General features: G+C 60.2%; 23 protein-coding genes. 13 read left to right on the top strand and 10 right to left on the bottom strand.

Going from position 1 to position 25,631, the window contains the following annotated elements:
- Window positions 1–17 precede the first annotated feature (17 nt).
- The 4 genes from ACM6JQ_RS00180 to ACM6JQ_RS00165 all read left to right on the top strand — a co-directional run bounded on the left by ACM6JQ_RS00180 (window position 18) and on the right by ACM6JQ_RS00165 (window position 3,266).
- The gene (locus ACM6JQ_RS00180) at window positions 18–563 is read left to right on the top strand and encodes a twin-arginine translocation pathway signal protein (protein WP_123376166.1); all 546 of its coding nucleotides are present in this window, start codon (window positions 18–20) and stop codon (window positions 561–563) included.
- Between the two features lie 119 nt (window positions 564–682).
- Window positions 683–2,278, top strand: coding sequence for a GMC family oxidoreductase (locus ACM6JQ_RS00175; RefSeq protein ID WP_095112805.1), 1,596 nt, complete (start codon window positions 683–685; stop codon window positions 2,276–2,278).
- A gap of 115 nt (window positions 2,279–2,393) precedes the next feature.
- The gene (coaD, locus tag ACM6JQ_RS00170; RefSeq protein WP_003229157.1) at window positions 2,394–2,873 is read left to right on the top strand and encodes a pantetheine-phosphate adenylyltransferase; all 480 of its coding nucleotides are present in this window, start codon (window positions 2,394–2,396) and stop codon (window positions 2,871–2,873) included.
- A 141-nt stretch (window positions 2,874–3,014) separates the two neighbouring features.
- Entirely contained in the window at window positions 3,015–3,266 is a 252-nt protein-coding gene (locus ACM6JQ_RS00165; RefSeq protein ID WP_003195146.1) for a YfhL family 4Fe-4S dicluster ferredoxin, read from the top strand.
- Window positions 3,267–3,391: 125 nt separating this feature from the next.
- Here the strand turns inward: ACM6JQ_RS00165 and ACM6JQ_RS00160 are convergent, their stop codons facing one another.
- The 3 genes from ACM6JQ_RS00160 to ACM6JQ_RS00150 all read right to left on the bottom strand — a co-directional run bounded on the left by ACM6JQ_RS00160 (window position 3,392) and on the right by ACM6JQ_RS00150 (window position 5,422).
- On the bottom strand, window positions 3,392–3,715 hold the full coding sequence (locus ACM6JQ_RS00160) for a hypothetical protein (protein ID WP_007913584.1): 324 nt from the start codon (window positions 3,713–3,715) through the stop codon (window positions 3,392–3,394).
- A 69-nt stretch (window positions 3,716–3,784) separates the two neighbouring features.
- Window positions 3,785–4,597 (bottom strand): bifunctional DNA-formamidopyrimidine glycosylase/DNA-(apurinic or apyrimidinic site) lyase, encoded by an 813-nt coding sequence (gene mutM / locus ACM6JQ_RS00155; protein WP_007913582.1) that lies wholly within the window; start codon window positions 4,595–4,597, stop codon window positions 3,785–3,787.
- Between the two features lie 12 nt (window positions 4,598–4,609).
- A complete protein-coding gene (locus ACM6JQ_RS00150; protein ID WP_162131202.1) occupies window positions 4,610–5,422 on the bottom strand; it encodes an HDOD domain-containing protein in 813 nt (270 codons plus the stop codon).
- A gap of 228 nt (window positions 5,423–5,650) precedes the next feature.
- Here ACM6JQ_RS00150 and ACM6JQ_RS00145 point away from each other — a divergent pair, with 228 nt between their 5' ends.
- The 6 genes from ACM6JQ_RS00145 (at window position 5,651) to ilvD (ending at window position 13,377) form a co-directional block, all read left to right on the top strand.
- A complete protein-coding gene (locus tag ACM6JQ_RS00145; protein WP_414893051.1) occupies window positions 5,651–6,190 on the top strand; it encodes a type 1 glutamine amidotransferase domain-containing protein in 540 nt (179 codons plus the stop codon).
- Window positions 6,191–6,358: 168 nt separating this feature from the next.
- Entirely contained in the window at window positions 6,359–7,555 is a 1,197-nt protein-coding gene (locus tag ACM6JQ_RS00140; RefSeq protein WP_007913577.1) for a class I SAM-dependent rRNA methyltransferase, read from the top strand.
- Between the two features lie 439 nt (window positions 7,556–7,994).
- Window positions 7,995–9,068 carry a SagB family peptide dehydrogenase gene (locus ACM6JQ_RS00135; protein WP_007913575.1) on the top strand — a complete coding sequence of 358 codons (1,074 nt, stop codon included), beginning with the start codon at window positions 7,995–7,997 and terminating at the stop codon, window positions 9,066–9,068.
- Window positions 9,065–10,042, top strand: a complete 978-nt coding sequence (locus tag ACM6JQ_RS00130) for a diiron oxygenase (protein ID WP_414893050.1) — start codon at window positions 9,065–9,067, stop codon at window positions 10,040–10,042. The genes ACM6JQ_RS00135 and ACM6JQ_RS00130 overlap by 4 nt, the downstream gene beginning before the upstream one ends.
- Window positions 10,035–11,267: a multidrug effflux MFS transporter gene (locus tag ACM6JQ_RS00125; protein ID WP_095112809.1), complete on the top strand. Its 1,233-nt coding sequence runs from the start codon at window positions 10,035–10,037 to the stop codon at window positions 11,265–11,267. The genes ACM6JQ_RS00130 and ACM6JQ_RS00125 overlap by 8 nt, the downstream gene beginning before the upstream one ends.
- 268 nt (window positions 11,268–11,535) lie before the next feature.
- Entirely contained in the window at window positions 11,536–13,377 is a 1,842-nt protein-coding gene (gene ilvD / locus ACM6JQ_RS00120; protein ID WP_007913567.1) for a dihydroxy-acid dehydratase, read from the top strand.
- A 213-nt stretch (window positions 13,378–13,590) separates the two neighbouring features.
- On the opposite strand, the gene ACM6JQ_RS00115 is transcribed toward ilvD, so the two are convergent.
- Window positions 13,591–14,652, bottom strand: coding sequence for a haloacid dehalogenase-like hydrolase (locus tag ACM6JQ_RS00115; RefSeq protein ID WP_414893049.1), 1,062 nt, complete (start codon window positions 14,650–14,652; stop codon window positions 13,591–13,593).
- 241 nt (window positions 14,653–14,893) lie between these two features.
- Between ACM6JQ_RS00115 and ACM6JQ_RS00110 the strand changes: the two genes are divergently transcribed.
- On the top strand, window positions 14,894–16,285 hold the full coding sequence (locus ACM6JQ_RS00110) for an L-cystine transporter (protein WP_007913564.1): 1,392 nt from the start codon (window positions 14,894–14,896) through the stop codon (window positions 16,283–16,285).
- Between the two features lie 88 nt (window positions 16,286–16,373).
- Here the strand turns inward: ACM6JQ_RS00110 and ACM6JQ_RS00105 are convergent, their stop codons facing one another.
- Complete coding sequence (locus ACM6JQ_RS00105) at window positions 16,374–16,886, bottom strand: dihydrofolate reductase (protein ID WP_007913563.1); 513 nt, start codon at window positions 16,884–16,886, stop codon at window positions 16,374–16,376.
- An 85-nt stretch (window positions 16,887–16,971) separates the two neighbouring features.
- Here ACM6JQ_RS00105 and ACM6JQ_RS00100 point away from each other — a divergent pair, with 85 nt between their 5' ends.
- A complete protein-coding gene (locus ACM6JQ_RS00100) occupies window positions 16,972–18,345 on the top strand; it encodes a DUF2868 domain-containing protein (protein WP_414893048.1) in 1,374 nt (457 codons plus the stop codon).
- Complete coding sequence (locus ACM6JQ_RS00095) at window positions 18,338–19,723, top strand: GTPase/DUF3482 domain-containing protein (RefSeq protein ID WP_123376162.1); 1,386 nt, start codon at window positions 18,338–18,340, stop codon at window positions 19,721–19,723. The genes ACM6JQ_RS00100 and ACM6JQ_RS00095 overlap by 8 nt, the downstream gene beginning before the upstream one ends.
- A gap of 173 nt (window positions 19,724–19,896) precedes the next feature.
- On the opposite strand, the gene ACM6JQ_RS00090 is transcribed toward ACM6JQ_RS00095, so the two are convergent.
- The 5 genes from ACM6JQ_RS00090 to ACM6JQ_RS00070 all read right to left on the bottom strand — a co-directional run bounded on the left by ACM6JQ_RS00090 (window position 19,897) and on the right by ACM6JQ_RS00070 (window position 25,595).
- On the bottom strand, window positions 19,897–20,457 hold the full coding sequence (locus ACM6JQ_RS00090) for a phosphonate degradation HD-domain oxygenase (protein ID WP_414893047.1): 561 nt from the start codon (window positions 20,455–20,457) through the stop codon (window positions 19,897–19,899).
- The gene (locus tag ACM6JQ_RS00085) at window positions 20,454–21,590 is read right to left on the bottom strand and encodes a TIGR03364 family FAD-dependent oxidoreductase (protein WP_414893046.1); all 1,137 of its coding nucleotides are present in this window, start codon (window positions 21,588–21,590) and stop codon (window positions 20,454–20,456) included. Before ACM6JQ_RS00085 ends, ACM6JQ_RS00090 begins: the two co-directional genes overlap by 4 nt.
- A 142-nt stretch (window positions 21,591–21,732) precedes the next feature.
- Complete coding sequence (locus tag ACM6JQ_RS00080) at window positions 21,733–22,758, bottom strand: putative 2-aminoethylphosphonate ABC transporter substrate-binding protein (RefSeq protein ID WP_414893045.1); 1,026 nt, start codon at window positions 22,756–22,758, stop codon at window positions 21,733–21,735.
- A 36-nt stretch (window positions 22,759–22,794) separates the two neighbouring features.
- The gene (locus ACM6JQ_RS00075; protein WP_007912990.1) at window positions 22,795–24,519 is read right to left on the bottom strand and encodes a putative 2-aminoethylphosphonate ABC transporter permease subunit; all 1,725 of its coding nucleotides are present in this window, start codon (window positions 24,517–24,519) and stop codon (window positions 22,795–22,797) included.
- Entirely contained in the window at window positions 24,519–25,595 is a 1,077-nt protein-coding gene (locus tag ACM6JQ_RS00070; RefSeq protein ID WP_095112817.1) for a putative 2-aminoethylphosphonate ABC transporter ATP-binding protein, read from the bottom strand. The genes ACM6JQ_RS00075 and ACM6JQ_RS00070 overlap by 1 nt, the downstream gene beginning before the upstream one ends.
- Window positions 25,596–25,631 lie beyond the last annotated feature (36 nt).

The raw sequence follows: 25,631 nt of genomic DNA, 5'->3' as shown, positions 1-25,631 counted from the left end.
GCCGGGTAATAAAAATAATGCACCCAAGCCTGACCGAAACACCTGCACTGTCACGCCGTGGCCTGCTGAAATTCAGCCTCGGCGCTACGGCGTTCCTCGCCACCGCCGGACTCGGCGCCAGCCTTAGCGGCTGCTCGTCGAGCGTCGCGGCCAACGGTTTTGTCTCGCTGCGCGACGGCGACCTGCTGTTTCTTCGTGCGCTGATTCCGGTGATGCTCGACGGCGCCTTGGCGGCCGAGAAAATGCCGGTCGCTGTTGAAGGCACGCTCAAGTCGCTGGACTACAGCCTCGATCACCTGTCGCCGGAAATGCTCAAACTCATCCGGCAGTTGTTCGACGTGCTCGGCATGGCGGTGACGCGCGGGCCACTCACCGGGATCTGGGGCAGTTGGGAAAACGCCAGTGCCGAGGCGATGCGGCATTTCCTTGATCGCTGGGAAAACAGCTCGTTGAGTCTGTTACGCATGGGGCATAGCTCGTTGCAGCAGATGGTGATGATGGCCTGGTATACCCGCCCCGAATCGTGGGCGCATTGCGGTTATCCAGGGCCGCCTTCGGTCTGAGACCGAGTCGCACCTATCGCGAGCAGGCTCACTCCTACAGGGGGTTGCATTCCAAATGTAGGAGTGAGCCTGCTCGCGATGAGGCCCGCCAGAACAACAAAAACAAGAGAACCTGATCGATGCCCGTACCCGACCCGTTCCGCGAAGGCCTCGCCCGAGGCTGGAAAACCTACAACGGCGCACAACTGAGCGACGACCTCACCCTTGAAGCCGACGTCGCTATCATCGGCAGCGGCGCCGGTGGCGGCACCACTGCGGAAATCCTCAGCGCTGCCGGCTACAAAGTCCTGCTGATCGAAGAAGGCCCGCTGAAAACCAGTTCAGATTTCAAAATGCTCGAAGACCAGGCCTACAGCAGCCTCTATCAGGAGGGCATCGGCCGCATGAGCAAGGACGGCGCGATCACCATTCTGCAAGGCCGCGCGGTTGGCGGCACAACGCTGATCAACTGGACCTCGAGCTTTCGCACGCCGGAGCCGACCCTCGAACACTGGGCCAAAGAACACAACGTCAAAGGCCATAGCCCCACCGAGATGGCGCCGTGGTTCGAGAAAATGGAACAGCGCCTCGGCGTAGCGCCGTGGATGGTCCCGCCCAACGCCAACAACGACGTGATCCGCAAAGGCTGTGAGCAACTCGGTTACAGCTGGCACGTGATTCCGCGCAATGTGCGCGGATGCTGGAATCTCGGCTATTGCGGCATGGGTTGCCCGACCAACGCCAAGCAGTCGATGATGGTCACGACCATTCCGGCGACGCTGGAAAAGGGCGGCGAGCTGCTTTATCTGGCCCGAGCGGAGAAACTGCTGATCAGCGGCAACAAAGTCACTGGCCTGCAATGCGTGGCGATGGATGAGCGCTGCGTTGAACCGACCGGCCGCAAAATCACCGTCAACGCGAGGCATTACGTGCTCGCCGGCGGCGGCATCAACAGCCCGGCGCTGTTGCTGCGTTCGGATGCCCCGGATCCGCATAAAAACCTCGGGAAACGCACCTTCCTGCACCCGGTGAACATGTCCGCCGCGCGCTTCGACGAAGTCATCAACCCGTTCTACGGGGCGCCGCAGTCGATCTATTCCGACCATTTCCAATGGAAGGACGGCACCACCGGGCCGATGGCTTTCAAACTTGAAGTACCACCGTTGCATCCGGCACTGGCGGCCACCCTGCTCGGCGGCTTTGGTGAGGAGAGTGCGCAACACATGGCAGACCTGCCGCACACCCACGCCATGCTGGCGTTGCTGCGCGACGGTTTTCACCCGGACAGCACCGGTGGCGCAGTCGAATTACGGGGCGATGGTTCGCCGGTGCTCGACTATCAGGTTTCGCCCTACGCCTGGGACGGCCTGCGCCGGGCCTTTCATGTCATGGCCGAAATCCAGTTCGCCGGCGGTGCGAAATCGGTAATGCCGATGCACGCCGACGCCCGATACGCGAAAACCTTGGCCGAAGCGCGCACGCTGATCGATGGTTTGAGCCTTGAGCTGTACCGCACTCGGTTGGGCAGCGCTCACGTCATGGGCGGCTGCGCGATGGGCGAAGACCCGAAAAGCGCGGTCACCGACAGTCTCGGCCGGCATCATCAACTGGCTAATCTGTCGATCCATGACGGCTCACTGTTCCCCACCAGCATCGGCGCCAACCCGCAGCTGTCGGTGTATGGCCTGACCGCGCAACTGGCGACATCCCTCGTCGATCGGCTGAGAAACCCGTGAAAAAACCGATTATTGCCATCGTCTATAGTGCTTTCTTACCCAACAGGCGACTTGGCCGACCGGGACGGCTGCGATACCATCCGACTCCCCAACGGACTCCCGCCAGGACGACGCGATGAACCGAGTGTTGTACCCAGGTACCTTCGACCCTATTACCAAGGGCCATGGCGATCTGGTCGAACGCGCCTCGCGCCTGTTCGACCACGTGATCATTGCGGTCGCTGCCAGCCCGAAAAAGAACCCGCTGTTCCCGCTGGAACAACGGGTCGAACTGGCTCGCGAGGTCACCAAACACCTGCCGAACGTGGAAGTGGTCGGCTTCTCGACGCTGCTGGCGCATTTCGCCAAAGAGCAGAACGCCAATGTGTTCCTGCGTGGTTTACGCGCGGTGTCGGACTTCGAATACGAATTCCAGCTGGCCAACATGAATCGCCAGTTGGCCCCGGATGTGGAGAGTCTGTTTCTCACCCCGTCCGAGCGTTATTCGTTCATTTCCTCGACGCTGGTGCGGGAAATTGCCGCGCTGGGCGGCGATATCAGCAAATTCGTCCACCCCGCTGTGGCCGATGCGCTGACCCTGCGCTTCAAAAAGTAGGCGCTGCCGAAGGCTCGGACTGCGATCCTGGCTGTTGATTACAGCCCTTGATCGCAGCAGCGTGCACTGCGCGCGCCAATGCGGCACAATTGCGCGCATTGATTTATAGCGCCCGGGCCTGCCGCCCTGGCTGGAGTTAGCATGTCCCTGATCATCACCGACGATTGCATCAACTGCGACGTCTGCGAACCCGAGTGCCCGAACGCCGCCATCTCCCAAGGCGAAGAGATCTATGTGATCGACCCGAACCTGTGCACCCAGTGCGTCGGCCACTACGACGAACCGCAATGCCAACAGGTTTGCCCGGTGGATTGCATTCCGCTGGACGAAGCGCATCCGGAGACTGAAGAACAGTTGATGGAGAAATACCGCAAGATTACCGGCAAGGCTTGAGTCTTCCAGCGCCTGTACAGACGCCATCGCGAGCAGGCTCACTCCTACATTGGAACGCATTTCAACTGTAGGAGTGAGCCTGCTCGCGATGAGGCCGTCAGCCACACAGGAAATCCCTGATCAGCTTACTCGCGCTGCTCAAACCCCTCCCCGATACACCCCAGGCACCGCACAAAAGCGGCTTTCGCCGGATCCACCACCAACGCCTGCCCCGCATCGCCCACCCCGCCACCCAGTGCGGTAAACGGCAACGACACGACAAACGCCCCCGCACCAATCACCGTCGCCACCACCAATAAAGGTCGGGCAATCAGCAAATCGCCGATCATCGCGTAGGCCGGTGGATTCTGGATGGTGTAACGCGGATCGCCACTGCCATTTTCCGCGGCTTGAACAGCCAGACTGGAACACAGCAGCAGCGTAACAAAGAGGACTTGCAAGGATTTCATGGCACGATCCTTCGGGCTTAACAGTGAGACAACTCACTATAGACCGTAGGACTTTTTCAGCCGTTTGCCTCAGCTCTGGCAGCGCGGGCAGAACACACTGGCACGCTGGCCCAGCTTCACTTCACGCAAGCCGGTGCCACAGACCTTGCAGTGTTCACCGCCACGGCCATAGACAAACAGTTCCTGTTGGAAATAGCCCGGCTGACCGTCACCGCCGATGAAATCGCGCAACGTCGTCCCGCCACGCTCAATGGCAGCGGCTAGAATGCGTTTGATCTCGATGGCCAGCTTCAGATAGCGCCCCCGGGAAATGCCCCCGGCTTCACGACGCGGATCAATCCCGGCAGCGAACAGCGCTTCGGTCGCATAAATATTGCCGACCCCGACCACCACCGCGTTGTCCATGATGAACGGTTTGACCGCCATCGAACGCCCGCGCGACAGCTGAAACAAACGCTCGCCATCGAACAGATCGGTCAGTGGCTCCGGGCCGAGACGAATCAGCAATTCATGATTGAGCGGATCATTGCTCCACAACATCGCGCCGAACCGTCGCGGATCGGTGTAGCGCAGCGCCAGCCCCGACTCCAGTTCAATATCGACGTGTTCATGCTTGAGCGCCGGCAAACCGACTTCGACCAGACGCAAATTGCCCGACATGCCCAAGTGGCTGATCAGCGTACCAACCTCGGCATTGATCAACAGGTACTTGGCCCGTCGTTCGACCAGCACGATTCGCTGCCCCGACAGACGCACATCGAGGTCTTCGGGGATCGGCCAGCGCAACCGCCGGTCCCGCACAATCACCCGGCTGACACGCTGGCCTTCCAGGTGCGGGGCAATCCCGCGACGAGTGGTTTCGACTTCCGGTAGTTCAGGCATAGCGTCCTCGAATCAATGCGCGCCGAGGTCGCGGATCGTTTGTTTGAGGGTTTCGAAGTCGTAATCCGACAGCCCTACGTAATCGAGTACCAACGGCCCGACGGCGTTCCATTCGAAATCTTCGGTCTGGTTGCCCAGCACGCGATACGACGCGCAGATATGCTCGGCCATTTTCAGGATCGCCAGCAGGTTTTTCAGCTGACTGTTGCGTGACGTCTCATCGCTGAAAATCGCCAAGGCGTTGTGGTGATTGGCGATGGCCGCGCTGACATGCTCCGGCAGACGCCAGGACTTGGCCGTGTAGTAACCAACCACTGCATGGTTGGTATTGAACTCGCTGTTTTCAGTGTCCACTACGCGACATTCGGCGCTGGCGTTGGCGTAAGCCTTTTCCAGAACCGTCATGTAATTGGGGAAGCGCTGCAACATCAAAGGTACGCCGCAATCGTGGAACAGGCCCAAGGCGTAAGCCTCATCGCCCGCCTGAGTGCCAATACGCTTGGCCAGCGTCAGGCACGTCATCGCCACATCCTGGGCAGTGTCCCAGAAACGGTTGAGCGTAACGATGGTGTCGTCATTCATCTCGCCCTTGATAGACTGCGCGTTGATCAGGTTGATGATCGAACGGCTGCCCAGCAGGTTCACCGCACGCTGGATCGAAGTGATCTTGTTGCTCAGGCCGTAATACGGCGAGTTGACGATTTTCAGCAGCGAACCGGACAGGCCGGGATCCTGGGAGATCAGCTTGGCGATCACCTCCAGATCCGGGTCGGGCATGTACTGCTCCATTTGCAGATCCACCATGATCTGCGGTTGCGCCGGCACACTGATGCCTTGCAGCGATTGTTGAATCTGTTCGGTGGTCAGCTCTTGGGACATAAGTACACACTCTGGGACAGGCGGCGATTCTAACCTCTAAAAACCGCACGACGACACACCAGTGGGCAATTGTCAGGAACTTTCATTCAGGCCACAGCTTCGGAATCTGTAATGCCCAACGGATCACTCCGGTCCATTACGGCGGCAAACTCCCACAGACTCAGGAGCTTATCGATGGCCACCTCCCTCAACGGCAAACGCGTCGCCATTTTGGTAATAGACGGTTTCGAACAGGTCGAACTGACCGGTCCCAAGCAGGCACTGGAGCAAGCCGGCGCGCAAGTCGACATCCTTTCCGCCGAGGCCGGCAAGGTCAAAGGCTGGAACCACGACAAACCGGCGGACGACTTCAAGGTCGACCAGACATTCCAGAGCGCCAGCAGCGAGCAGTACGACGCAATCGTCCTGCCGGGCGGCGTGCAGAACTCCGACACCATCCGCATCGATCAGGATGCCCAGCATCTGGTCAAGACCGGCGCCTCGGCCGGCAAACCGATCGCGGTGATCTGCCATGGCGGCTGGCTGCTGATCTCGGCGGGGCTGGTCAACGGCAAGACCATGACCAGTTACAAGACGCTCAAGGATGACCTGGTGAATGCCGGGGCCAATTGGGTCGATAAAGAAGTGGTCAAGGATGGTCACCTGATCAGCAGCCGTCAGCCTGATGATATTCCGGCGTTCAACAAAGAGCTGATCGACGCACTGTCGACGTAGAAGTCAAAACCGCTTCGCGAGCAAGTCGAATCGTCGCTCCCACATTGGAACGCGCTCAACTGTGGGAGCGAGCTTGCTCGCGAAAGGGCCATCAGCGTTTCATCGCTCATCAAACCCGGCACAAGTCGCAACACGCTATACTCCCGCTCTTTTTTCCGGAGCGACGTCATGTCCCTGCCTAGCTTGCGCCTCAAAGCCAACGCCGACCGTCGCCTGCGCGCCGGCCACCTGTGGGTCTACAGCAACGAAATCGATGTTGCCGCCACCCCTCTGCACGGCTTCAATGCCGGCGACCAGGCCATCCTCGAAGCCGCTGGCGGCAAGCCGCTGGGCATCGTGGCGATGAGCCCGAACAACCTGATCTGCGCCCGCCTGCTGTCGCGCGACACCAAAGTTGCGCTGGACAAATCGCTGCTGGTGCACCGTCTGAACGTGGCCTTGTCGCTGCGCGAGCGCCTGTTCGACAAACCGTTCTACCGCCTGGTCTACGGTGATTCCGACCTGTTGCCAGGCCTGGTCGTTGACCGTTTCGGCGACATTCTTGTGGTGCAGATCGCCTCGGCGACCATGGAAGCGCATAAAGATGACGTGATCGCGGCCCTGACCCAAGTGCTCAAGCCAAGCGGTATCCTGTTCAAGAACGACTCAGCTGCCCGTGATGCTGAAGGCCTCAACCGCTACGTCGAAACCGTGTTCGGCCTGGTGCCGGAGTGGGTGGCGCTGGAAGAGAACGGCGTGAAGTTCGAAGCCCCGGTGATTCAGGGTCAGAAAACCGGCTGGTTCTACGACCACCGCATGAACCGCGCCCGCCTGGCCCCTTACGCCAAAGGCAAACGCGTCCTCGACCTCTATAGCTACATCGGTGGCTGGGGCGTGCAGGCTGCGGCGTTCGGCGCCAGCGAAGTGTTCTGCGTCGATGCCTCGGCTTTCGCCCTCGACGGTGTTGAGCGCAACGCTGCGCTGAACGGCTTCGCCGACAAGATGACCTGCATCGAAGGCGACGTCTTCGAAGCCCTGAAAGAACTGAAAGCCAGCGAAGAGCGTTTCGACGTGATCGTGGCCGACCCGCCAGCGTTCATCAAACGCAAGAAAGACATGAAAAACGGCGAAGGCGCCTACCGTCGCCTGAACGAGCAAGCCATGCGCCTGCTCAACAAGGACGGCATCCTGGTCAGCGCATCGTGCTCGATGCACCTGCCGGAAGATGACCTGCAGAACATACTGCTGACCAGCGCGCGTCACCTGGATCGCAACATCCAGTTGCTCGAGCGTGGCGGCCAGGGTCCGGATCACCCGGTGCACCCTGCCATCGCCGAAACGCGCTACATCAAGAGCATCACCTGCCGATTGCTGCCCAACAGCTGATCCATGCGGACATCGGGGAGCCAGCAGGCTCCCCGTTTTTATCTCAGGCATCACCCTTCCATTCGCTATCTCCCTCGAGTTCCTACAATTATATTCCCGCAGACATGCAGGACATTTCCTTACATCTTTTTATTACCGAAACTTCCCCTACAAGTTTATTTCCGGCTAAAGACTGCTCCGACAAAATTACTGGAAATTTCCTACTTAATATCCTCTTGCCAATAATCCATTACAAACTATTATGAAGTCGTCACCACGAGGTGACTTCAACTATCAACGAACAAGGAGTTCACATCATGAAACGTATTTCTCTGGAAAGTAAAAAAATCGCAAACCTGGCTTTTCTGGTTGCCCCTAAAGCCCGTTAAGTGAGTCTGGACGCTGGGAAGTGCCGGCAACCCGGCGTCCTTTTGACTTTCTCCAGAGTGAATCGACAGACATGCACATCAACCCTTACTTATTTATCTTGCCGCGCTCACCCGGGCAAATCGTGTGGAACTATAAAAACCACACACAGCACGAACTTGATCTTAATTATGCCAATCGACTCGCACAACTAATCCACAACCCGGAACTTTTCGACACCCACAACTTAATAGACACACAACTATTAAGCGCAGGCATTCTAACTATTTCCCCAATAGACAGTCCGCAATGGGGTTGGGATGAGCTGTCGAAGATTTATCACATCGGCACGCAAAATATTCCCTGCGAACATACCCCACAGAATATTCACGAGTGGTCCAGACAATATCTGGCGCACTGCAACGAAGTACTGGCTAACCCACAGCCCGCGACAAACCGCCCAATGCCGGCACCCGAGCAGCGTATCGCCCTGCCTGCGCCGAGCGCGTTGAATGACGACCGTCTGGGAAATGTTCTGCTCCAGCGCAAAACCTGCCGTTCCTATACAGGTGCAGCGATAACGCTGAAGGACGTCGGCACCCTGCTCTATCTTGCCCTCGGCTATCTCCAGGAACGTGACAATGACCGCGACGACAGCATCGCCCAAGGGCTCGGCGCACGCCGGAGCAGTCCTTCCGCTGGCGGTCTGAACGCTTGCGAAGGCTTTCTGCTGGTGCAGAACGTCGATGGCCTGGAACCCGGCATCTATGCCTATCATCCGGCCGACCACACCCTGAGCCGGGTTAATCCATTGCCTGAGCCCGCGCTGGGCCAATTGCTCGGCGGTCAGCATTTCATCAACAACCTGCCGTTGGGTTTGTTTATCACCGCCCGTTTCGACCGGCTCTGGTGGAAGTACGAACACTCGCGGGCCTATCGGATGGCCTTCGTTGAAGCGGGCCACTTGTCGCAGACCTTTCAACTGGTCGCCACGGCATTGGGCCTCAACACTTGGTTGACCGGCGCGTTTGCCGACCAGCAGGTCGAAGCACTGCTCAAGCTTGAGGGCAGTGCTGAACAACCGCTGTTCTTCGTTGGTTGCGGACAAAGCGACGGGCAAGTGATGTGTCACGAAATGCGCGAGTTGTTGCGTGAGGTGCAGGCATGACCCTGTCGAATGCCGACCCGGATCAAGCGCCGGTGTCCTGGGCACTCAAATTCACCTTGGGAGACTGGGACAGCCGTGCCTCGGTACGCAGCAGTACCCATGACTACCAATTGCCCGACGATGTGCCGCTGCAACTGCAAACCCGCCATTGGTTTCCACCGGCGTTTCTACCTTATCTGGCACATCCGGCTATCCAGATGGCGGGGCGGGACGTGTTGCACCGACTGTCAGCCAACCACTTGGTGCACTTTCTCGATTACACCACCCTGCTCGAACACCGCATCGTCAACCGTGCCGTGGAAGTCATCGTGCACCGCGAACTGCCCATTTACGTCCCTCTGCCGATGAAACACGCGGCGCTGCAGCTCTACACCGACGAGGGTTACCACGCGCTGTTTTCCAATCGTCTCGCGGAGCAGATCGCCAATTTCTATGGAATCACCGAACGGCCGGCGATTCCGAAGCGCATCACCCGCCTGAACTCGCTGATTGCTCGCACGCCGGAAAAGAACCGGGCGCTGGCATGGTTTCTGCTCGGTTTCGTCTCGGAAACCATCATTGCCCGTGAGCTGCTGGACGTATGCCGCGACAGCCTGGTGTCCAGCGTCAACGACATGCTGCGCGATCATCTGACTGACGAAGCACGCCACAGTCGCTACTTCAGCGAAGTGTTCCATTATTTCTGGCTGTCGATGAACAGCCGCCAGCGTACGTTTGTGAGCCGGACACTGCTGGAGATCATCGGGATTTTTTTCGAGACCGACGAACGCTGGTTGCAACAGAGTTTGCGAGGAGCCGGCATCGCTGACAGTGACGTGATGGAAATTGTCGGCGGCATGGCAACGGTGCAAGCCAACCGAGCACGTGCACGATCAGGCGCCATCGCCACGCTGGACGCACTACGAAAGGCCGGATTTTTCGCACTTCCCCATAACCAGAAACTCTTCGCCAAGGCAGGACTGATCGATGGATAAAGGACAATCCGTGGCAACCACAAGGCAGCGTCGCGCCGCTGTCAGTCTGTTGCTGGCCATGGTGCTGCTGGGTGTGTTTCCACTGGATGTGCTGCTGCCTTCCTTTCCGGCACTGGCGACGCATTTTCACCGTTCGCCGGCAGACATCGCACTGTCCATCAGTCTGTTCGCCGTGGGGATCGCGTTTGCTCAGGTCCTGATCGGCCCCCTCTCGGACGTGATCGGACGCAAGGGCTTGTTACTCGCCGGCATGAGCGTATCGATGCTGGGTGCGCTCGGTTGCGTGATGACCTCCGATTACACGCTATTTCTCATATTCCGGGTGATGCAGGCCCTGGGATGTGGCTGTTTCGTACTGTCCCAGGCGCTGGTGCAGGATCTGTTCGAAGGTGAGGAACGCGACCGTTTGCGTATCCTGATGGTCACGGCTACCGGCATCTTCATCTCGGTGTCGCCGCTGGCCGGCACCTTTCTTCAGGCCTCACTCGGTTGGCGCGGCAGCTTCTGGGTGTTTACCGCGCTGGCCGCCACGGTGCTGATCAAGGCCTGGCTGTTTTTACCAAACAGCCGTCCGGCCTACAGCGGCACACGGCTCGGTTTCATTCAGTCCTACCGCCGCGTGCTGGGGGATTTCGAGTTTGTCGGCTACTGGCTGATTTCAGCGTTCGCTTTCGCCTGTCACTTCTCGTTCATCGTGATTTCGCCGCTGATTTTCATGGATCAATTGCAGCTCGCACCCTACGACTTTTCACTGATTCTGCTGGTTTACGGCGCGGCCTATGTCGTCGGTGGCATCCTCGCCACCGTACTCAATCGACGGATCACTCCTGCTCAGCAAGTCTTCACCGGGCTAAGTCTGATACTGCTGTCGGGGCTGGCAATGCTGTACCTGGCAGCCAATCACGCGCTGGCGCCAGCCACTGTGTTGATCCCGATGTTGATCTGCACGGCGGGTACCACCATTGCCCGCCCCGCCGCCACCTCTCGGGCCATGGGCCTGTTTCCCGAGAACGCCGGGACGTCGGCCTCGGCGGGCAGTACGATCATCTTTATTTGTGGCGGCCTTATCAGCGCGTTGATCAGCCTCAGCCCAGCCAATCTGCAATCCACGCTCGGCTACAGCTTTGTGTTGCTGAGCGCGACAGCGCTGGTGCTCAACAACAGGCTCAGCCATCGCGCCAGAAACCTTGAAGCCAATACCGTGGCGCAGACCGGCGGTGATTAAACCCGCCGGTCGTCATCCCATACACCCCGTCGGCACTGGAACAACACTTTGCGCCATTCCTTCCAGGCGCCAGCGGTGTAGAATCGGCTGATTCATCGCCATTCATCCCCCGGCGGGTTTATGAGCTCAGGCTGAGACCAGCGGCGATCCCGCAACGTCATCGGCAACTTCACGGACACACGGCCATTTCTGAGTGTTCCAGACGTCAATAGAAGCTCACTCCCCTTTTGCACCTGATTAGTAAGTGATTAGCCGCCCGGAGTGCTCCATGCCAGATTACCGCTCGAAAACATCCACCCACGGCCGCAACATGGCCGGTGCCCGCGCACTGTGGCGCGCCACGGGGATGAAAGATGACGACTTCAAAAAGCCGATCATCGCGATTGCCAACTCGTTCACCCAGTTCGTACCGGGCCACGTACACCTGAAGGATCTGGGTCAACTGGTCGCCCGCGAAATCGAACGCGCCGGCGGTGTAGCGAAAGAATTCAACACCATCGCCGTGGATGACGGCATCGCCATGGGCCACGACGGCATGCTGTATTCGCTGCCGAGCCGCGAGATCATCGCCGACTCCGTCGAGTACATGGTCAACGCCCACTGCGCCGACGCCATCGTGTGCATTTCCAACTGCGACAAGATCACCCCGGGCATGTTGATGGCCGCGTTGCGCCTGAACATTCCGGTGATCTTCGTTTCCGGCGGCCCGATGGAAGCCGGCAAGACCAAACTCGCTTCCCACGGCCTCGACCTCGTCGACGCCATGGTGATCGCCGCCGACGAAAGCGCTTCTGACGAGAAAGTCGCTGAGTACGAGCGCAGCGCCTGCCCGACCTGCGGTTCGTGCTCCGGCATGTTCACCGCCAACTCGATGAACTGCCTGACCGAAGCCCTCGGCCTCGCACTGCCGGGCAACGGTTCGACCCTCGCTACCCACAGCGACCGCGAACAGCTGTTCCTGCAGGCCGGCCGCACCATCGTCGAGCTGTGCAAGCGTTACTACGGCGAAAACGACGAATCGGTACTGCCGCGCAACATCGCCAATTTCAAGGCGTTCGAGAACGCGATGATGCTCGACATCGCTATGGGCGGCTCGACCAACACCATCCTGCACTTGCTCGCCGCCGCCCAGGAAGCCGAAATCGATTTCGACCTGCGCGACATCGACCGTCTTTCGCGCAGCGTTCCGCAGCTGTGCAAAGTCGCGCCGAACATCCAGAAGTACCACATGGAAGACGTGCACCGCGCCGGCGGCATCTTCAGCATCCTCGGTTCGCTGGCCCGTGGCGGCCTGCTGCACACCGACCTGCCGACCGTGCACAGCCGCAGCATGGAAGAAGCCATCGCCAAGTGGGACATCACCCAGACCACCGATGAAGCGGTGCATCACTTCTTCAAGGCCGGCCCTGCCGGTATCCCGACGCAGACGGCGTTCAGCCAGTCGACCCGTTGGGAAACCCTGGATGACGACCGTGAAAACGGCTGCATCCGCAGCTTCGAACACGCCTATTCGCAAGAAGGTGGTTTGGCCGTGTTGTACGGCAACATCGCCCTCGACGGCTGCGTGGTGAAAACCGCCGGTGTCGACGAATCGATCCACGTCTTCGAAGGCAACGCGAAGATCTTCGAAAGCCAGGACAGCGCCGTACGCGGCATCCTCGCTGACGAAGTGAAGGCTGGCGACATCGTCATCATTCGCTACGAAGGTCCGAAAGGCGGCCCGGGCATGCAGGAAATGCTTTACCCGACGTCGTACCTGAAATCCAAAGGCCTGGGCAAAGCCTGCGCGCTGCTCACCGACGGACGTTTCTCCGGCGGTACTTCCGGTCTGTCCATCGGCCACGCTTCGCCAGAAGCTGCCGCCGGCGGCGCGATCGGTCTGGTGCAGGACGGCGACAAAGTGCTGATCGACATTCCGAACCGCTCGATCAACCTGTTGGTCAGCGACGAAGAACTGGCCGCACGCCGTGCCGAGCAGGACAAGAAAGGCTGGAAACCTGTAGAAGTGCGTCCACGCAAAGTGACCACCGCCCTCAAGGCCTACGCCCTGCTGGCGACCAGCGCCGACAAAGGTGCTGTGCGTAACAAAGCGATGCTCGACGGGCTGTAAGCGTCAAATCGCCGAGACAAAATGCCCCGCCAATGTGCGGGGCATTTTTTTGCCTTTGATCGTTCCCACGCTCTGCGTGGGAATGTCTCAAGGGACGCTCCGCGTCCAGTGACGCGGAGCGTCACGGGCAGCATTCCCACGCAGAGCGTGGGAACGATCAACTGACACTACGCTTTCGCGAGCAGGCTCGCTCCCACACTGGCCCTGTGTCTGTTACTGAATTTCTTCTGGCTTGACGATCACCCAGTTCTTGTCCGCCGTTACCGGCAACCCTTCTTTCGCCTGCGCTGCCGCGTGCTTGGCCATCATGCCGTTCAATTGCGTCATGTATTTATCCTTGCGGTTGATCCACAAGTGAATCCCGCCCTTGGCCACGTCGACATCGTGGAACAGCATGTAACCGTCGCTGGTCGGGGTATCGCCACCTACCAGTACCGGTTTTTTCCACTCATCGATGTAAGTGAGGATCGCCGCGTGCTTGCCGGCCATCCACGTCGCCGGGGTCCAGAGATACGGCGTCAGTTCCAGGCCGAGGTTGGCCTTCTCGTCATATTTACCGGCGGTGATCTGCTTGCGCGCGGTGGTCAGTTCGCCTGTCTTCGGATCCTTGAGCAACATCGAAACGCCAATGACGTTCTGCGGTTTGACGTTGTAGCCATACTTCGGATCCGCTGCGACCATACGCACCAGTTCTTCAGACGCGGCGGTCATCACGTAGACCTCGATGCCGTTTTCCATCAACTTGTTGTACAGCTCTTGCTGGCCGGTGAAGATCTTCGGTGGGTTGACGTCGAGTTTCTTGACCACATCGCCTTCGTAATAGGTTGCCGGCACCGGCTTGCCCGAGGCCATCAGTTCATCGACGTAACCTTTGAGTTCCTTGAGGGTGAAGCCGGAGAACACCTGCGCCACCCACGGGTAGCAGACCATGTCGTCGACTTCGCAGAGGCGATAGTAGTAACTGAACAGGCTCTCCTTGTGCTCGGCGGTGTCCTTGAACGGCATCAGTTTCAGCGAAGGGTCAAGTTTGTCGCGGGTGATCAGGCCCTTGTTTTCCATGAACGGCAACAAGGACTCTTCGAGGTCGTAACGGTAACTGGTGTTGTCCATGTCGAACACCGCGTAGTTACCCTTGTTGGCGTTGGCGGCGATCATCGCGTCCAGCGCCTTGGCCTGATCGGCCGGCCAGTGTTTCAGGTCCGTAGCGAAGGCCTGAGTGACCAGACCCATGCCCACTGTCAGCGCGACAGCCAGAAATTTCGGTGCGAACTTCATAAGCCTCTTCTCCCTGATTCAAAGAGATCGACGCTAACAAATAAGTGTGACAGTCCTCGTCTGTCAGCGACCGCCCGCGTCCCTATTGCGCCAGATGCATTGCCGAGAGCGACACAGGCTTATTCCAAAAACGACGGACAACCTTCGATTTTGATATTAATTCATTGCAAATCAAGCTGTTAGGCTTGCCGGTTCGCAGCAGCCCCGGAAGGCTGTTGGCACAGTCTTTCCTGGAGATCTCATGAATCTACCGTTGATTCTCAACCTGCTGGTGTTCCTCGCCCTGCTCTTCGGTCTGGCACAGACCCGCCACACCACCTGGAGCCTGGCGAAAAAAGTCCTGCTGGCGCTGGTGCTCGGCGTTGCGTTCGGCGTCGCGCTGCACACCGTTTATGGTGCCGGCAACCCGGTGCTGAAAGCCTCGATCGGCTGGTTCGATCTGGTCGGCAACGGCTACGTGCAGTTGCTGCAAATGATCGTTATCCCGCTGGTGTTCGCCTCGATCCTCAGCGCCGTGGCGCGTCTGCACAACGCTTCGTCGTTGGGCAAAATCAGCTTCCTGACCATCGGCACCCTGCTGTTCACCACCGCGATTGCGGCGCTGATCGGCATCGGCCTGACCAACCTGTTCGGCCTCACCGCTGAAGGTCTGGTCGCCGGCACCCAGGAAATGGCCCGTCTGCAAACCATTCAGTCCGACTATGCCGGCAAGGTTGCCGACCTGAATGTGCCGCAACTGCTGCTGTCGTTCATCCCGCAGAACCCGTTCGCCGATCTGGCGCGGGCCAAGCCGACCTCGATCATCAGCGTGGTGATTTTCGCCGCATTCCTCGGGGTTGCCGCGCTGCAACTGCTCAAGGATGACGTCGAAAAAGGTCAGAAAGTAATCAACGCCATCGACACCCTGCAAGCCTGGGTAATGCGTCTGGTGCGTCTGGTGATGAAGCTGACGCCGTACGGCGTGCTGGCGCTGATGACCAAAGTGGTCGCCGGTTCCAACCTGCAAGACATCATCAAACTCGGCAGTTTCGTCGTGGTGTCGTACCTCGGTCTGGGCCTGATGTTCGTCGTGCACGGTTTGCTAGTATCGGCGGCCGGGATCAACCCGCTGCGCTTCTTCCGCAAAATCTGGCCAGTGCTGACGTTCGCGTTCACCAGCCGTTCCAGCGCCGCCAGCATTCCGCTGAGCATTGAAGCGCAGACCCGTCGTCTGGGGATTCCGCAGTCGGTGGCGAGTTTTGCTGCGTCGTTCGGTGCGACCATTGGCCAGAACGGTTGCGCCGGTCTGTACCCGGCGATGTTGGCGGTGATGGTTGCGCCAACCGTAGGCATCAATCCGCTCGATCCACTGTGGATCGCGACGCTGGTGGCGATTGTGACCTTGAGTTCGGCGGGCGTGGCGGGTGTTGGTGGCGGCGCGACCTTCGCGGCGCTGATCGTGCTGCCGGCGATGGGTTTGCCGGTGTCACTGGTGGCGTTGCTGATTTCGGTTGAGCCGCTGATCGATATGGGGCGCACGGCGTTGAACGTGAGTGGTTCGATCACCGCTGGTGCGATTACCAGTCAGGTGATGCAGCAGACCGATAAAGCGTTGCTGGATGCTGATGAGCATGCGGAGTTGGCTCAAGCGTGATGTAAAGCAAGATCAAAAGATCGCAGCCTTCGGCAGCTCCTACAGGGAACGCGGATACCGTGTAGGAGCTGCCGCAGGCTGCGATCTTTTAAGCTTTTTCCCAGACTTCGAAGTTGTACGCGGGCTTATCTTCAATCGCCGGGTTTTCAACGTTCGACACCAGCTTCCACTGGTGCAAATCAAACTCCGGAAACCACGCATCCCCTTCCGGGCTCAGCGCCACGCGAGTCAGATACAGACGATCCGCCTGCGCCAGCCCTTGCGCGTACAACTGCGCGCCACCAATCAGCATCAGCTCATCGACGCCCTGCTCCTTCGCCCACTCCTCGGCGCGAACCACGGCTGCTTCAAGCGACGGATAGACTTCGGCACCTTCCAGCACCAGACCGGTCTGACGGCTGACCACAATGTTCAAGCGCCCCGGCAACGGCCGACCGAGCGAATCCCAGGTCTTGCGACCCATGATGATCGGCTTGCCCAAGGTCGTGGCCTTGAAGTATTTGAAGTCCCCCGGCAGGTGCCAGGGCATGCTGTTGTCGACGCCGATCACGCGGTTTTCACCGAGGGCTGCGATCAGGCTGAGGGGGAGTGATTTAGTCATGCCGGCGAGGATACCAGAGCCGCGCTTACCCCGATAAGCGCCACAGCGGTTATGCTCTTCAATCAATTAAGCGACGGAAAGCCGCGTGACTGAACTGACTCCACTGCAAAACCTCTGGCTCACCGAGACCGTGCGCCTGCGCGAAGAACACGCAGGCCCATTGGATGATCTGGAAGCCAACCGACTGGCGCGCACGGCCGGCGGCGATCTGCCGAGCCGCATTCAACGCCGGGCGTTATGGCTGGCCGAACGTGACGGGCTGACTTCGGCCCTCAAACACTGGCTGCAAGGTGCGCGCCTGGCACTGCTGCTATTGATGATTTTCGCTGTGCTTAGCGGCGCTGGTCTGGCCTTTGCTGCGTTGAGCCAAACGCCGGTCAATGTGTTCTGGGCCTTGGGCAGTCTGCTCGGGCTGAACCTGATTCTGCTACTGAGTTGGTTGCTGGGATTGATCTTTGCCGGCGAGCACGGCGCCACGCTCGGCCGATTGTGGTTATGGCTCAGCGAAAAAATGGCCCGCGACGCCAAAGCCGCGCAACTGGCGCCGGCACTGCTCTTGATGCTGCAACGCAAGAAGCTCAATCGCTGGGCGCTCGGTACGCTGGTCAACGGTTTGTGGCTGCTGGCGATGTTCAGCGCATTGATTCTGCTGCTGACGCTGATGGCGACCCGGCGCTACGGCTTCGTCTGGGAAACCACGATTCTCAGCGCCGACACCTTTATCCACGTCACCCACGCGCTCGGTTATCTGCCATCGCTGCTCGGCTTCAACGTGCCAACGGTGGAGATGATCCGCGCCAGCGGCGACGGCGCGCTCGATATTGAAAGCGCTCGACAGGCCTGGGCAACCTGGCTGGTCGGCGTGTTGGTGGTCTACGGCGTGCTGCCGCGTCTGCTGCTGACGCTGTTGTGTTTCTGGCGCTGGAACAGCGGTAAAACCGCGCTGCGTCTGGACTTGAACCTGCCCGGCTACGCGCAATTGCGTGAACGTCTGATGCCAACCAGCGAACGCCTCGGCGTCAATGATCCGGAGCCTGCGCAAATGCATCGCGTCGAAAGTGGCGTCGGCGAACTCGCCAGCGAAGGTGCGCTGCTGGTCGCCATCGAACTCGACGAACAACGCCCATGGCCGCCCGCGCTGCCGAAAAACGTCAGCAACGCTGGCATCCTCGACAGCCGCGAGTCACGGCACAAACTCCTCGAACAATTGAGCCGCTTTCCGCCAGCACGCCTGGCGATTGCCTGCGATCCACGGCGCTCGCCGGATCGTGGCAGCCTCGCGCTAATCGCCGAGCTGGCGCGCAGCGCTGGCGAAACCCGCGTGTGGCTGCTGCAAGCGCCGCCCGGCGAAGCGCTGGACGCCGAACGTCTCGGCGATTGGCACGTTGCACTGCAACAACTTGAGCTGCCGTTCGCCGATTGCGCGCCGTTGAACTGGCTGGAGACTGGCCATGACTGATGCTTGGAAAGCGCCGCTGAAACTCGCGGTGGTCGGCCACACCAACGTCGGCAAGACCTCACTGTTACGCACGCTGACCCGCGATGTCGGCTTCGGCGAAGTCTCCCATCGCCCGAGCACCACGCGGCATGTCGAAGGCGCGCGGTTGTCGGTGGACGGCGAGCCGCTGCTCGACCTCTACGACACGCCCGGCCTGGAAGACGCCATCGCCCTGCTGGATTTTCTCGAACGCCTGGAACGTCCCGGCGAACGTCTCGATGGCCCGGCGCGATTGGCGCGGTTTCTCGATGGCAGCGAGGCGCGCCAGCGCTTTGAGCAAGAGGCCAAAGTGCTGCGGCAATTGCTCGCCTCCGACGCCGGATTGTATGTGATCGATGCGCGCGAGCCGGTACTGGCCAAGTACCGCGACGAACTGGAAGTGCTCGCCAGTTGCGGCAAGCCGCTGCTGCCGGTGCTGAATTTCGTCAGCAGCGCCAATCATCGCGAGCCGGACTGGCGTGAGGCGCTGGCAAGGCTCGGACTGCACGCGCTGGTACGTTTTGACAGCGTTGCGCCGCCCGAGGATGGCGAGCGCCGGTTGTACGAAAGCCTTGCGCTGCTGCTGGAGAATGCCCGGCCGCAACTGGAGCGATTGATTGCCGATCAGCAGGCTCAGCGCCTCGCCCGTCAGCAAAGTGCGGCGCGGTTGATTGCTGAATTGTTGATCGACTGCGCCGCGTGCCGGCGCAGTGTGGTCAGTGAAGCTGCGCAGGAACAGCAAGCCATCAGCGAGCTGCGCAAGGCTGTGCGCCAGCGCGAGCAGAAGTGTGTTGAGGCGTTGCTCAAGCTGTATGCGTTTCGTCCGCAGGACGCGGCGGCAAGTGATTTGCCGTTGCTCGATGGGCGTTGGGGCGATGACTTGTTCAACCCTGAGACCTTGAAGCAACTCGGCGTACGGGTGGGCGGCGGGATTGCTGCAGGTGCGGCGGCAGGAGCTGGTGTGGATTTGCTGGTTGGCGGGATTACCCTTGGTGCGGCGGCGTTGGCGGGGGCGATTGCCGGTGGTGCGCTGCAAACGGCGCGCAGTTATGGCAGTCGCTTGCTGGGCAAGATCAAGGGGCAGCGCGAACTGACGGTGGATGACGGTGTGTTGCGGCTGTTGGCGTTGCGCCAGCGGCAGTTGGTGTTGGCGCTGGATCAACGTGGGCATGCGGCGATGGATGCGGTTCAGGTGGCGACTCCGCAGGATAAGACCTGGCGCGAGGGCAAGTTGCCCGAGGCGCTGAACAAGGCACGGGCGCATCCGCAGTGGTCGTCGTTGAATCCGCAGGCGAAGTTGAATCAGGCGGAAAGGCAGGAGCAGATTGAGGCGTTGGTTGCTCGGGTGCTTGAGCTTTAGATCGCTACCCCCTCACCCCAGCCCTCTCCCCAAAGGGGTAGAGGGGGAAAGGGAGCAGATCTCCAGGCTTTTCAAACCTGAGTTCGACTGGATATCTCAGGTCGATGTATCACCTGAGAACAACACCGTAGGCTCCCTCTCCCTCCGGGAGAGGGCTGGGGTGAGGGCGACAATCACACAGCAGACAACAATCTCGCAGCCTTACGCTTCAAAACCCCAAGATCAATCACCGGCACCGCCCTCTCCTTGGCCAACTCATCCCACTGCCGCATCCGCAAACTCACCGCACACAACGGATCACGCTCAAACGCATCCGCCTCAGCCGCGGTCATCACCCCGCCCTGATACTCCAGCGTCCGCCGACTCGCCTCACTCAAGCGCTCGAAATATCCCGGCTCACACAACGTCAGATACCGCTTGGCCTGCACGTGATACTCCACCAGCCGCGCCATGCGCTCGCTGAAACCGGCCTCACGCAAATAATCCGCGCCCAGCCGTTCATGACTGACCACGCCATAACCGCCCATATTCTCCGCGCCCTCGGCACACAAATGGCCGATGTCATGAAAGAACGCCGCCAGCACCACTTCGTCATCGAAGCCTTCGGCGATCGCCAGTTCGGCGGTCTGGGACATGTGTTCGATCTGCGACACCGGTTCGCCGATGTAATCACTGGTGCCAAAGCGTTCGTACAGCCCGAATACCCGCGCGACGACTTGCTCGTGAGCTGTCATTCAATTTCCTCCAGCAACTGCGCAACATTGCGCTCGGCCAGCGCCGGGCCGACGCTCATGCCGACACCGGTGTGCATCAGCGCCACACTCAATCCCGCTGCCGGGCGCAGCAACGAAAACGGCCCCGGCCCCCGGGAACCATAGACGCCCTGCCAGCGCTCGACCACTTGCACCTTGCAGCCCAATGTCTGTTCGGCCAGTTCGAGCATCCAGTTGTCGACTTGCTCGGCGTTGAACGGTGAAGGGTCGCTGCCGTAATGGTGCGAGTCGCCGATGATCAGCTCGCCGTACGGCGTCGGGCTGATCAGCAGGTGAATGCCGTTGTCGTGCAGGTGCGGTTGCTCACGCAGGATCTGCGCCTGCACCGCCGCCGCTTCCGGCAGATCGGCGAAAGCGCCGTAGTGCACGCAACTCAAACCGGTGAGCAAGGCGTGTTGCAGATTCAGCTCGGTCGCAGGTTTGGCGCGGAGCATTTGCAGGCGACAGATTTGCGGGTCGAGCGTAGCGATCGGCTCGGCCAGCAGGGTTTGATAATCGTGGCCGGAGCAGACGATGATCTGCTTCGCCGTGAAGCTGCCGGCGGTGCTGTGCAGGTGGCCGGGTTCGACGTCGCGCACTAACGTGGAAAAATGAAAATCCACGCCAAGGTCGCGGCGCAGATAATCGATCAGTGCCGGAATCGCTTCTCGCGAATACAGCTGTTGATCGTCCATGCCGTGCAACGCGGCGCGGTGGTGGCGGAACTGGCCGTGATACAGATCGCGCAAGGCAGCGCCGCGCAGCAACTGGATGTTGTAACCGTGTTCCACGGCGCGACCGTTGCAGAAGGCTTCGAGCAGATGTTCTTCGGCTTCAGTGCGGGCGAACAGATAGGAACCGTTGCGCTTGATTTGCAAACCGGCGAGCTGCGCCCAATCACCCCAGATCTCGCGGCTGGCCTTGGCCAGTTCGAGCATGGTGCCCGGAGGCTGGCCGGTGACCAGGGCCTGGCCGAAGTTGCGCACCGAGGCGCCGAGGGGCGTGGCTGTGCGTTCAAAAACGGCGACTTTTAGGCCGCGTTTGGCGGCGGCATAGGCGTGCGATAGGCCGAGAATGCCAGCGCCTACGATGAGCAGGTCTTTGTGTTGTGTCATTTAGAGGTGCTCTGAAAGAGAGGCCGTCATCGCTGGCAAGCCAGCTCCCACAGGTATCGAGGTGTTCCCAAAATTCGTGTTCACCGCAAAACCCTGTGGGAGCTCGCTTGCCAGCGATGAGGCCCGGTCAGACTACGAAGATTTACTTGGCCGCAACTTTCTCGGACTTGCCGTCATAACGTTTGCGCCACTCGGTCAAAATCTCGTCGCGATTCTTCGAGGCCCAGGCAAAGTCGTTCTTGATCAGGCGCTGCTCGTAATCCGCCGGCAATTCGGTCTGCGGCTTGGCGATACCCGGTTGCGCGAGGACAGCGAAGTTCTCCTTGTACAGATCCATCGCCTCAGCACTCGCCGAGAAGTCCGCCAGTTTCTTCGCCGCGTCTTCATGCGGCGTGCCTTTGATCACCGCAGTCGCTTCGATCTCCCAGCCCAGACCTTCTTTCGGCAGGATGATGTCAAGTGGCGCACCCTGACGCTTCAGCTGTACCGCCGGATATTCAAAGGAAATCCCGATCGGGAACTCGCCCGCCGCCGCCAGTTTGCAAGGCTTGGAACCGGAGTGAACGTACTGGCCGATGTTCTGGTGCAGACCGTCCATATACGCCCAGCCCTGCTTCTCGCCGAAGGTTTGTAGCCAGGCGCTGACGTCGAGGAAACCGGTGCCGGACGATGCCGGGTTGGGCATGACGATCTTGCCCTTGTACTCAGGTTTGGTCAGATCCTGCCAGCTCACTGGCTTGCTCAGGCCCTGCTTCTCGGCTTCGACGGTGTTGAAGCAAATGGTCGCGGCCCAGACATCCATTCCGACCCAGGCTGGCGGGTTGGCAGCGTCGCGGTAGTTCGCGCCGATCTTGCCGAGGTCCTTCGGCGCGTAGCTTTGCAGCATGCCTTGCTGGTCGAGGATCGCCAGGCTCGAAGCGGCGAGGCCCCACACCGCGTCAGCCTGTGGGCGGGCCTTTTCGGCGAGCAGTTTGGCGGTGATGATCCCGGTGGAATCACGCACCCATTTGATTTCGACGTCCGGGTTGGCCTTTTCGAAGGCTTCTTTGTAGGACTTCAGCTGCTCGGCTTCGAGGGCGGTGTACACCGTCAACTCGGTTTTTGCCGCGAAGGCATTCAGGCTGAAAGTAGCGAGCACAGCAGTGGCCAGGGCCATAGGCTTGAACATGATCGTTTTCCTGTAATGAGTTGAACGGGGTTGGAATCAGTGACCGGGCGCGGTTTGCCGCCAGGCTTGAGAACGGCGCAGCAAGCCGCGCGAAGCCCACGCCAGCAGCAAGGACACGCCCGCCGAGGTGAACAGAATCAGGGTCGACATCGCCGCCGCGCCGCCGACGTTGCCGGCGTCATCCATGTTCAGCACCGCCACCGCCGCGAGGATGGTGTCGGGGCTGTAGAGGAAGATCGCCGCGGAAACGGTGGTCATCGCCGAGACGAACAGGTAGCGCACAATGTCGAGCAGCGCCGGCAGGCAGATCGGCACGGTGACACGCAGGTAATGCCGATACAGCGGCGCCTTCAGCGACAGTGCAGCCGCTTCGAACTCGGCGTCGAGTTGGCGCAACGCGGTGGTTGCAGTCATTTGTGCAGTGGTCAGGTAGTGCGCAATGGTGCAGACGATCAGCAGCGTCATCGTCCCGTACAGCACGTGCAGCGGGTTGCCAGTGAGGTTGAAGAAGAAGACGTAACCCAAGCCGAGCACCAGCCCCGGCACCGCCATCGGCACAAAACTGAGCATGCGCAACGCCAGGTTGAGGCCGCGTTGGCTGCGGGTTTTCTCCATCAGGTAAGCGCCGGTAAAGATCAGCACGCTGCCGATCAGTGCCGTGCCCAACGCCATTTTCAAACTGTTGCTGTAGGCCAGCCAGCCACCGCCAGCGGTTTCGTTGAACTGGTAATGATTGAGCGACAGCGAAAGGTTGTACGGCCAGAACTTTACCAAGGAGGAGAACACCGCCATGCCGAACACCAGAATCAACGCGGCGCTGATCAGCAAGACAATCGCCAGATAGCAGCCATCGCGCAACTTCGACGGCGCCGGTTTGAACACCTGAGCGCGACCGCTCATGGAATCGCCGTGACGCCGACGCAACCAGGCATCGACACCGAAGCTGAACAGCGCCGGCAGCAACAGCACCATGCCGATCAACGCGCCGCGACCGAATTGTTGTTGGCCGACCACGGCTTTGTAGGCCTCCAGCGCCAGCACTTGATAGTCGCCACCGACCACCACCGGCACACCGAAATCGGTGATGGTCAGGGTAAACACCAGACAGAACGCGGCGAACACGGCCTGGCGAGTGGCCGGCCAGGTGATGCTGCGAAACGCCTTGGCCGGACTGGCGCCCATGCTCGACGCCGCATCGAACAGTCGCGCATCGGCCAGCGACAACGCCGAGAGCAAAATCATCAACGCATGGGGAAAGGTGTAAATCACCTCACCCAGCACAATCCCCCAGAACCCGTAGATGTTGTCCGAGAGCAACCCGCGCAACATGCCCTGGTTGCCGAACAGATAGACCAGCGCAATGCCCGGCAACATCGACGGCGCCATCAGCGGCAGCAGGGAAATCCCGCGCCAGATGCCCTTGGCCGGAATCATCGTGCGTTGCAGCGCGTAGGCAAACAGGTAGGCCAGCGGTACGACGATGGCCGCGACGCTGAGGGAAACTTTCAGGCTGTTGCCGAGCAGCCAGTGGAAATTCTCGCTGGTCACCAACTCCTTCGCCGCGACCCAGCCACCGCCCTGCCCGGCCTCACTGCTGAAGCCACGCCAGAAGATCGCCAGCAACGGCAGCAATACCGCGACGCCGAGTAACAGCAGCAAGAGCACTTTGCCGCCGACGACAAAAATGCGATCGCCGATCTCGGCTTTCGAAGTCTGGCGCACCTGCTTGTGCGGTAGCGGCAGCGCGAGGTTGCTGTTCATCAGGCAAACACCTGCAGGCTGCGCGGCGGCAAGGCGACCATGATTTGCTGGGCGCCGAGGCGCGGCATGGCTTCCGGGGCGAGTTCGGCGAGCAAGGCGTGGCCGGGCAACTGATCGAGTTCGAAGCTCATGCGGCAGCGATTGCCGAGAAAGGTGATCTCGCGGACTTTGGCCGGGAACAGGTTCTCTTCGTGCACCGGTGGATTGACGTTGATCGCTTCCGGGCGGCAGAACAAACGGCCCGAGGCGCGCTGGATGCTGCCGTCGCTGAGGCGCAGATTCATCCCGCCGACCTGCGCGTGAGTGTCGCTGCTGCGCTGGAACGGCAACCAGTTGCCCTGGCCGACAAACTCAGCCACGAACGGCGTGGCCGGGCGGTTGTAGATTTCCTGCGGGGTGGCGTACTGCTCGACGCGGCCGTTGTTCATCACGGCGATACGGTCGGCCATCAGCATGGCTTCGTCCTGATTGTGCGTGACCATCAGTGTGGTGATGCCGAGGTTGCGCTGCAGTTGGCGCAGTTCAGTACACAGATGCTCGCGGACGCGGGCGTCGAGGGCCGACATCGGTTCGTCGAGCAACAGCAGCGACGGTGCCGGCGCCAAGGCCCGAGCTAGAGCAACGCGCTGTTGCTGGCCGCCGGACAACTGGCCGGGGTACTTTTTCTCGCTGCCGGTGAGGCCGACCAGTTCCAGCATCTGCCCGACGCGGCGGCGCACTTCATCGCGACCGCTGCCGGCAAGGCCGTAGGCAATATTCGCCTCGACGGTCAGATTGGGGAACAGTGCGTAGGACTGGAACAGAATCCCGTAGTCGCGGGCTTGCGGGGCCAGGTGCGAGACGTCGCGCTCGCCGAGGTACAGCTCGCCGCTGTCCTGTTTTTCCAGACCGGCGATGCAGCGCAGCAAGGTGGTTTTGCCGCAGCCCGACGGGCCGAGCAGGCACACCAGTTCACCGGCGGCGACGTCGAGGGAGACGTTATCCAGTGCGGTGAACGCGCCGAAGCGTTTCTGCACGCCGCGCACTTTCATGGGTGCGCCGGGGTTGGTCAGGGCAGTTGCGATGGCAGGATTCATGGACAGACCTCATCAAGCAGATGGGGCCAATCCTAG

The organism is Pseudomonas sp. IT-232MI5 (assembly GCF_949767845.1).
GTDB lineage: Bacteria > Pseudomonadota > Gammaproteobacteria > Pseudomonadales > Pseudomonadaceae > Aquipseudomonas.
Note: the sequence above shows the minus strand (reverse complement) of the source record. Positions and strands in the feature narration are given on the sequence as shown.

Excerpts from the sequence above, each read along its gene's own strand:
- ACM6JQ_RS00145 (WP_414893051.1), top strand. The coding sequence starts at position 5,651 with ATGGCCACCTCCCTCAACGGCAAACGCGTCGCCATTTTGGTAATAGAC.
- ACM6JQ_RS00095 (WP_123376162.1), top strand. The coding sequence starts at position 18,338 with ATGACTGATGCTTGGAAAGCGCCGCTGAAACTCGCGGTGGTCGGCCAC.
- ACM6JQ_RS00175 (WP_095112805.1), top strand. The coding sequence starts at position 683 with ATGCCCGTACCCGACCCGTTCCGCGAAGGCCTCGCCCGAGGCTGGAAA.
- ACM6JQ_RS00135 (WP_007913575.1), top strand. The coding sequence starts at position 7,995 with ATGCACATCAACCCTTACTTATTTATCTTGCCGCGCTCACCCGGGCAA.
- ACM6JQ_RS00085 (WP_414893046.1), bottom strand. The coding sequence starts at position 21,590 with ATGACACAACACAAAGACCTGCTCATCGTAGGCGCTGGCATTCTCGGC.
- ACM6JQ_RS00110 (WP_007913564.1), top strand. The coding sequence starts at position 14,894 with ATGAATCTACCGTTGATTCTCAACCTGCTGGTGTTCCTCGCCCTGCTC.
- ACM6JQ_RS00090 (WP_414893047.1), bottom strand. The coding sequence starts at position 20,457 with ATGACAGCTCACGAGCAAGTCGTCGCGCGGGTATTCGGGCTGTACGAA.
- ACM6JQ_RS00125 (WP_095112809.1), top strand. The coding sequence starts at position 10,035 with ATGGATAAAGGACAATCCGTGGCAACCACAAGGCAGCGTCGCGCCGCT.
- ACM6JQ_RS00180 (WP_123376166.1), top strand. The coding sequence starts at position 18 with ATGCACCCAAGCCTGACCGAAACACCTGCACTGTCACGCCGTGGCCTG.
- ACM6JQ_RS00080 (WP_414893045.1), bottom strand. The coding sequence starts at position 22,758 with ATGTTCAAGCCTATGGCCCTGGCCACTGCTGTGCTCGCTACTTTCAGC.
- ACM6JQ_RS00130 (WP_414893050.1), top strand. The coding sequence starts at position 9,065 with ATGACCCTGTCGAATGCCGACCCGGATCAAGCGCCGGTGTCCTGGGCA.
- ACM6JQ_RS00165 (WP_003195146.1), top strand. The coding sequence starts at position 3,015 with ATGTCCCTGATCATCACCGACGATTGCATCAACTGCGACGTCTGCGAA.
- ACM6JQ_RS00140 (WP_007913577.1), top strand. The coding sequence starts at position 6,359 with ATGTCCCTGCCTAGCTTGCGCCTCAAAGCCAACGCCGACCGTCGCCTG.
- ilvD (WP_007913567.1), top strand. The coding sequence starts at position 11,536 with ATGCCAGATTACCGCTCGAAAACATCCACCCACGGCCGCAACATGGCC.
- ACM6JQ_RS00160 (WP_007913584.1), bottom strand. The coding sequence starts at position 3,715 with ATGAAATCCTTGCAAGTCCTCTTTGTTACGCTGCTGCTGTGTTCCAGT.
- mutM (WP_007913582.1), bottom strand. The coding sequence starts at position 4,597 with ATGCCTGAACTACCGGAAGTCGAAACCACTCGTCGCGGGATTGCCCCG.
- ACM6JQ_RS00070 (WP_095112817.1), bottom strand. The coding sequence starts at position 25,595 with ATGAATCCTGCCATCGCAACTGCCCTGACCAACCCCGGCGCACCCATG.
- ACM6JQ_RS00075 (WP_007912990.1), bottom strand. The coding sequence starts at position 24,519 with ATGAACAGCAACCTCGCGCTGCCGCTACCGCACAAGCAGGTGCGCCAG.
- coaD (WP_003229157.1), top strand. The coding sequence starts at position 2,394 with ATGAACCGAGTGTTGTACCCAGGTACCTTCGACCCTATTACCAAGGGC.
- ACM6JQ_RS00105 (WP_007913563.1), bottom strand. The coding sequence starts at position 16,886 with ATGACTAAATCACTCCCCCTCAGCCTGATCGCAGCCCTCGGTGAAAAC.
- ACM6JQ_RS00115 (WP_414893049.1), bottom strand. The coding sequence starts at position 14,652 with ATGAAGTTCGCACCGAAATTTCTGGCTGTCGCGCTGACAGTGGGCATG.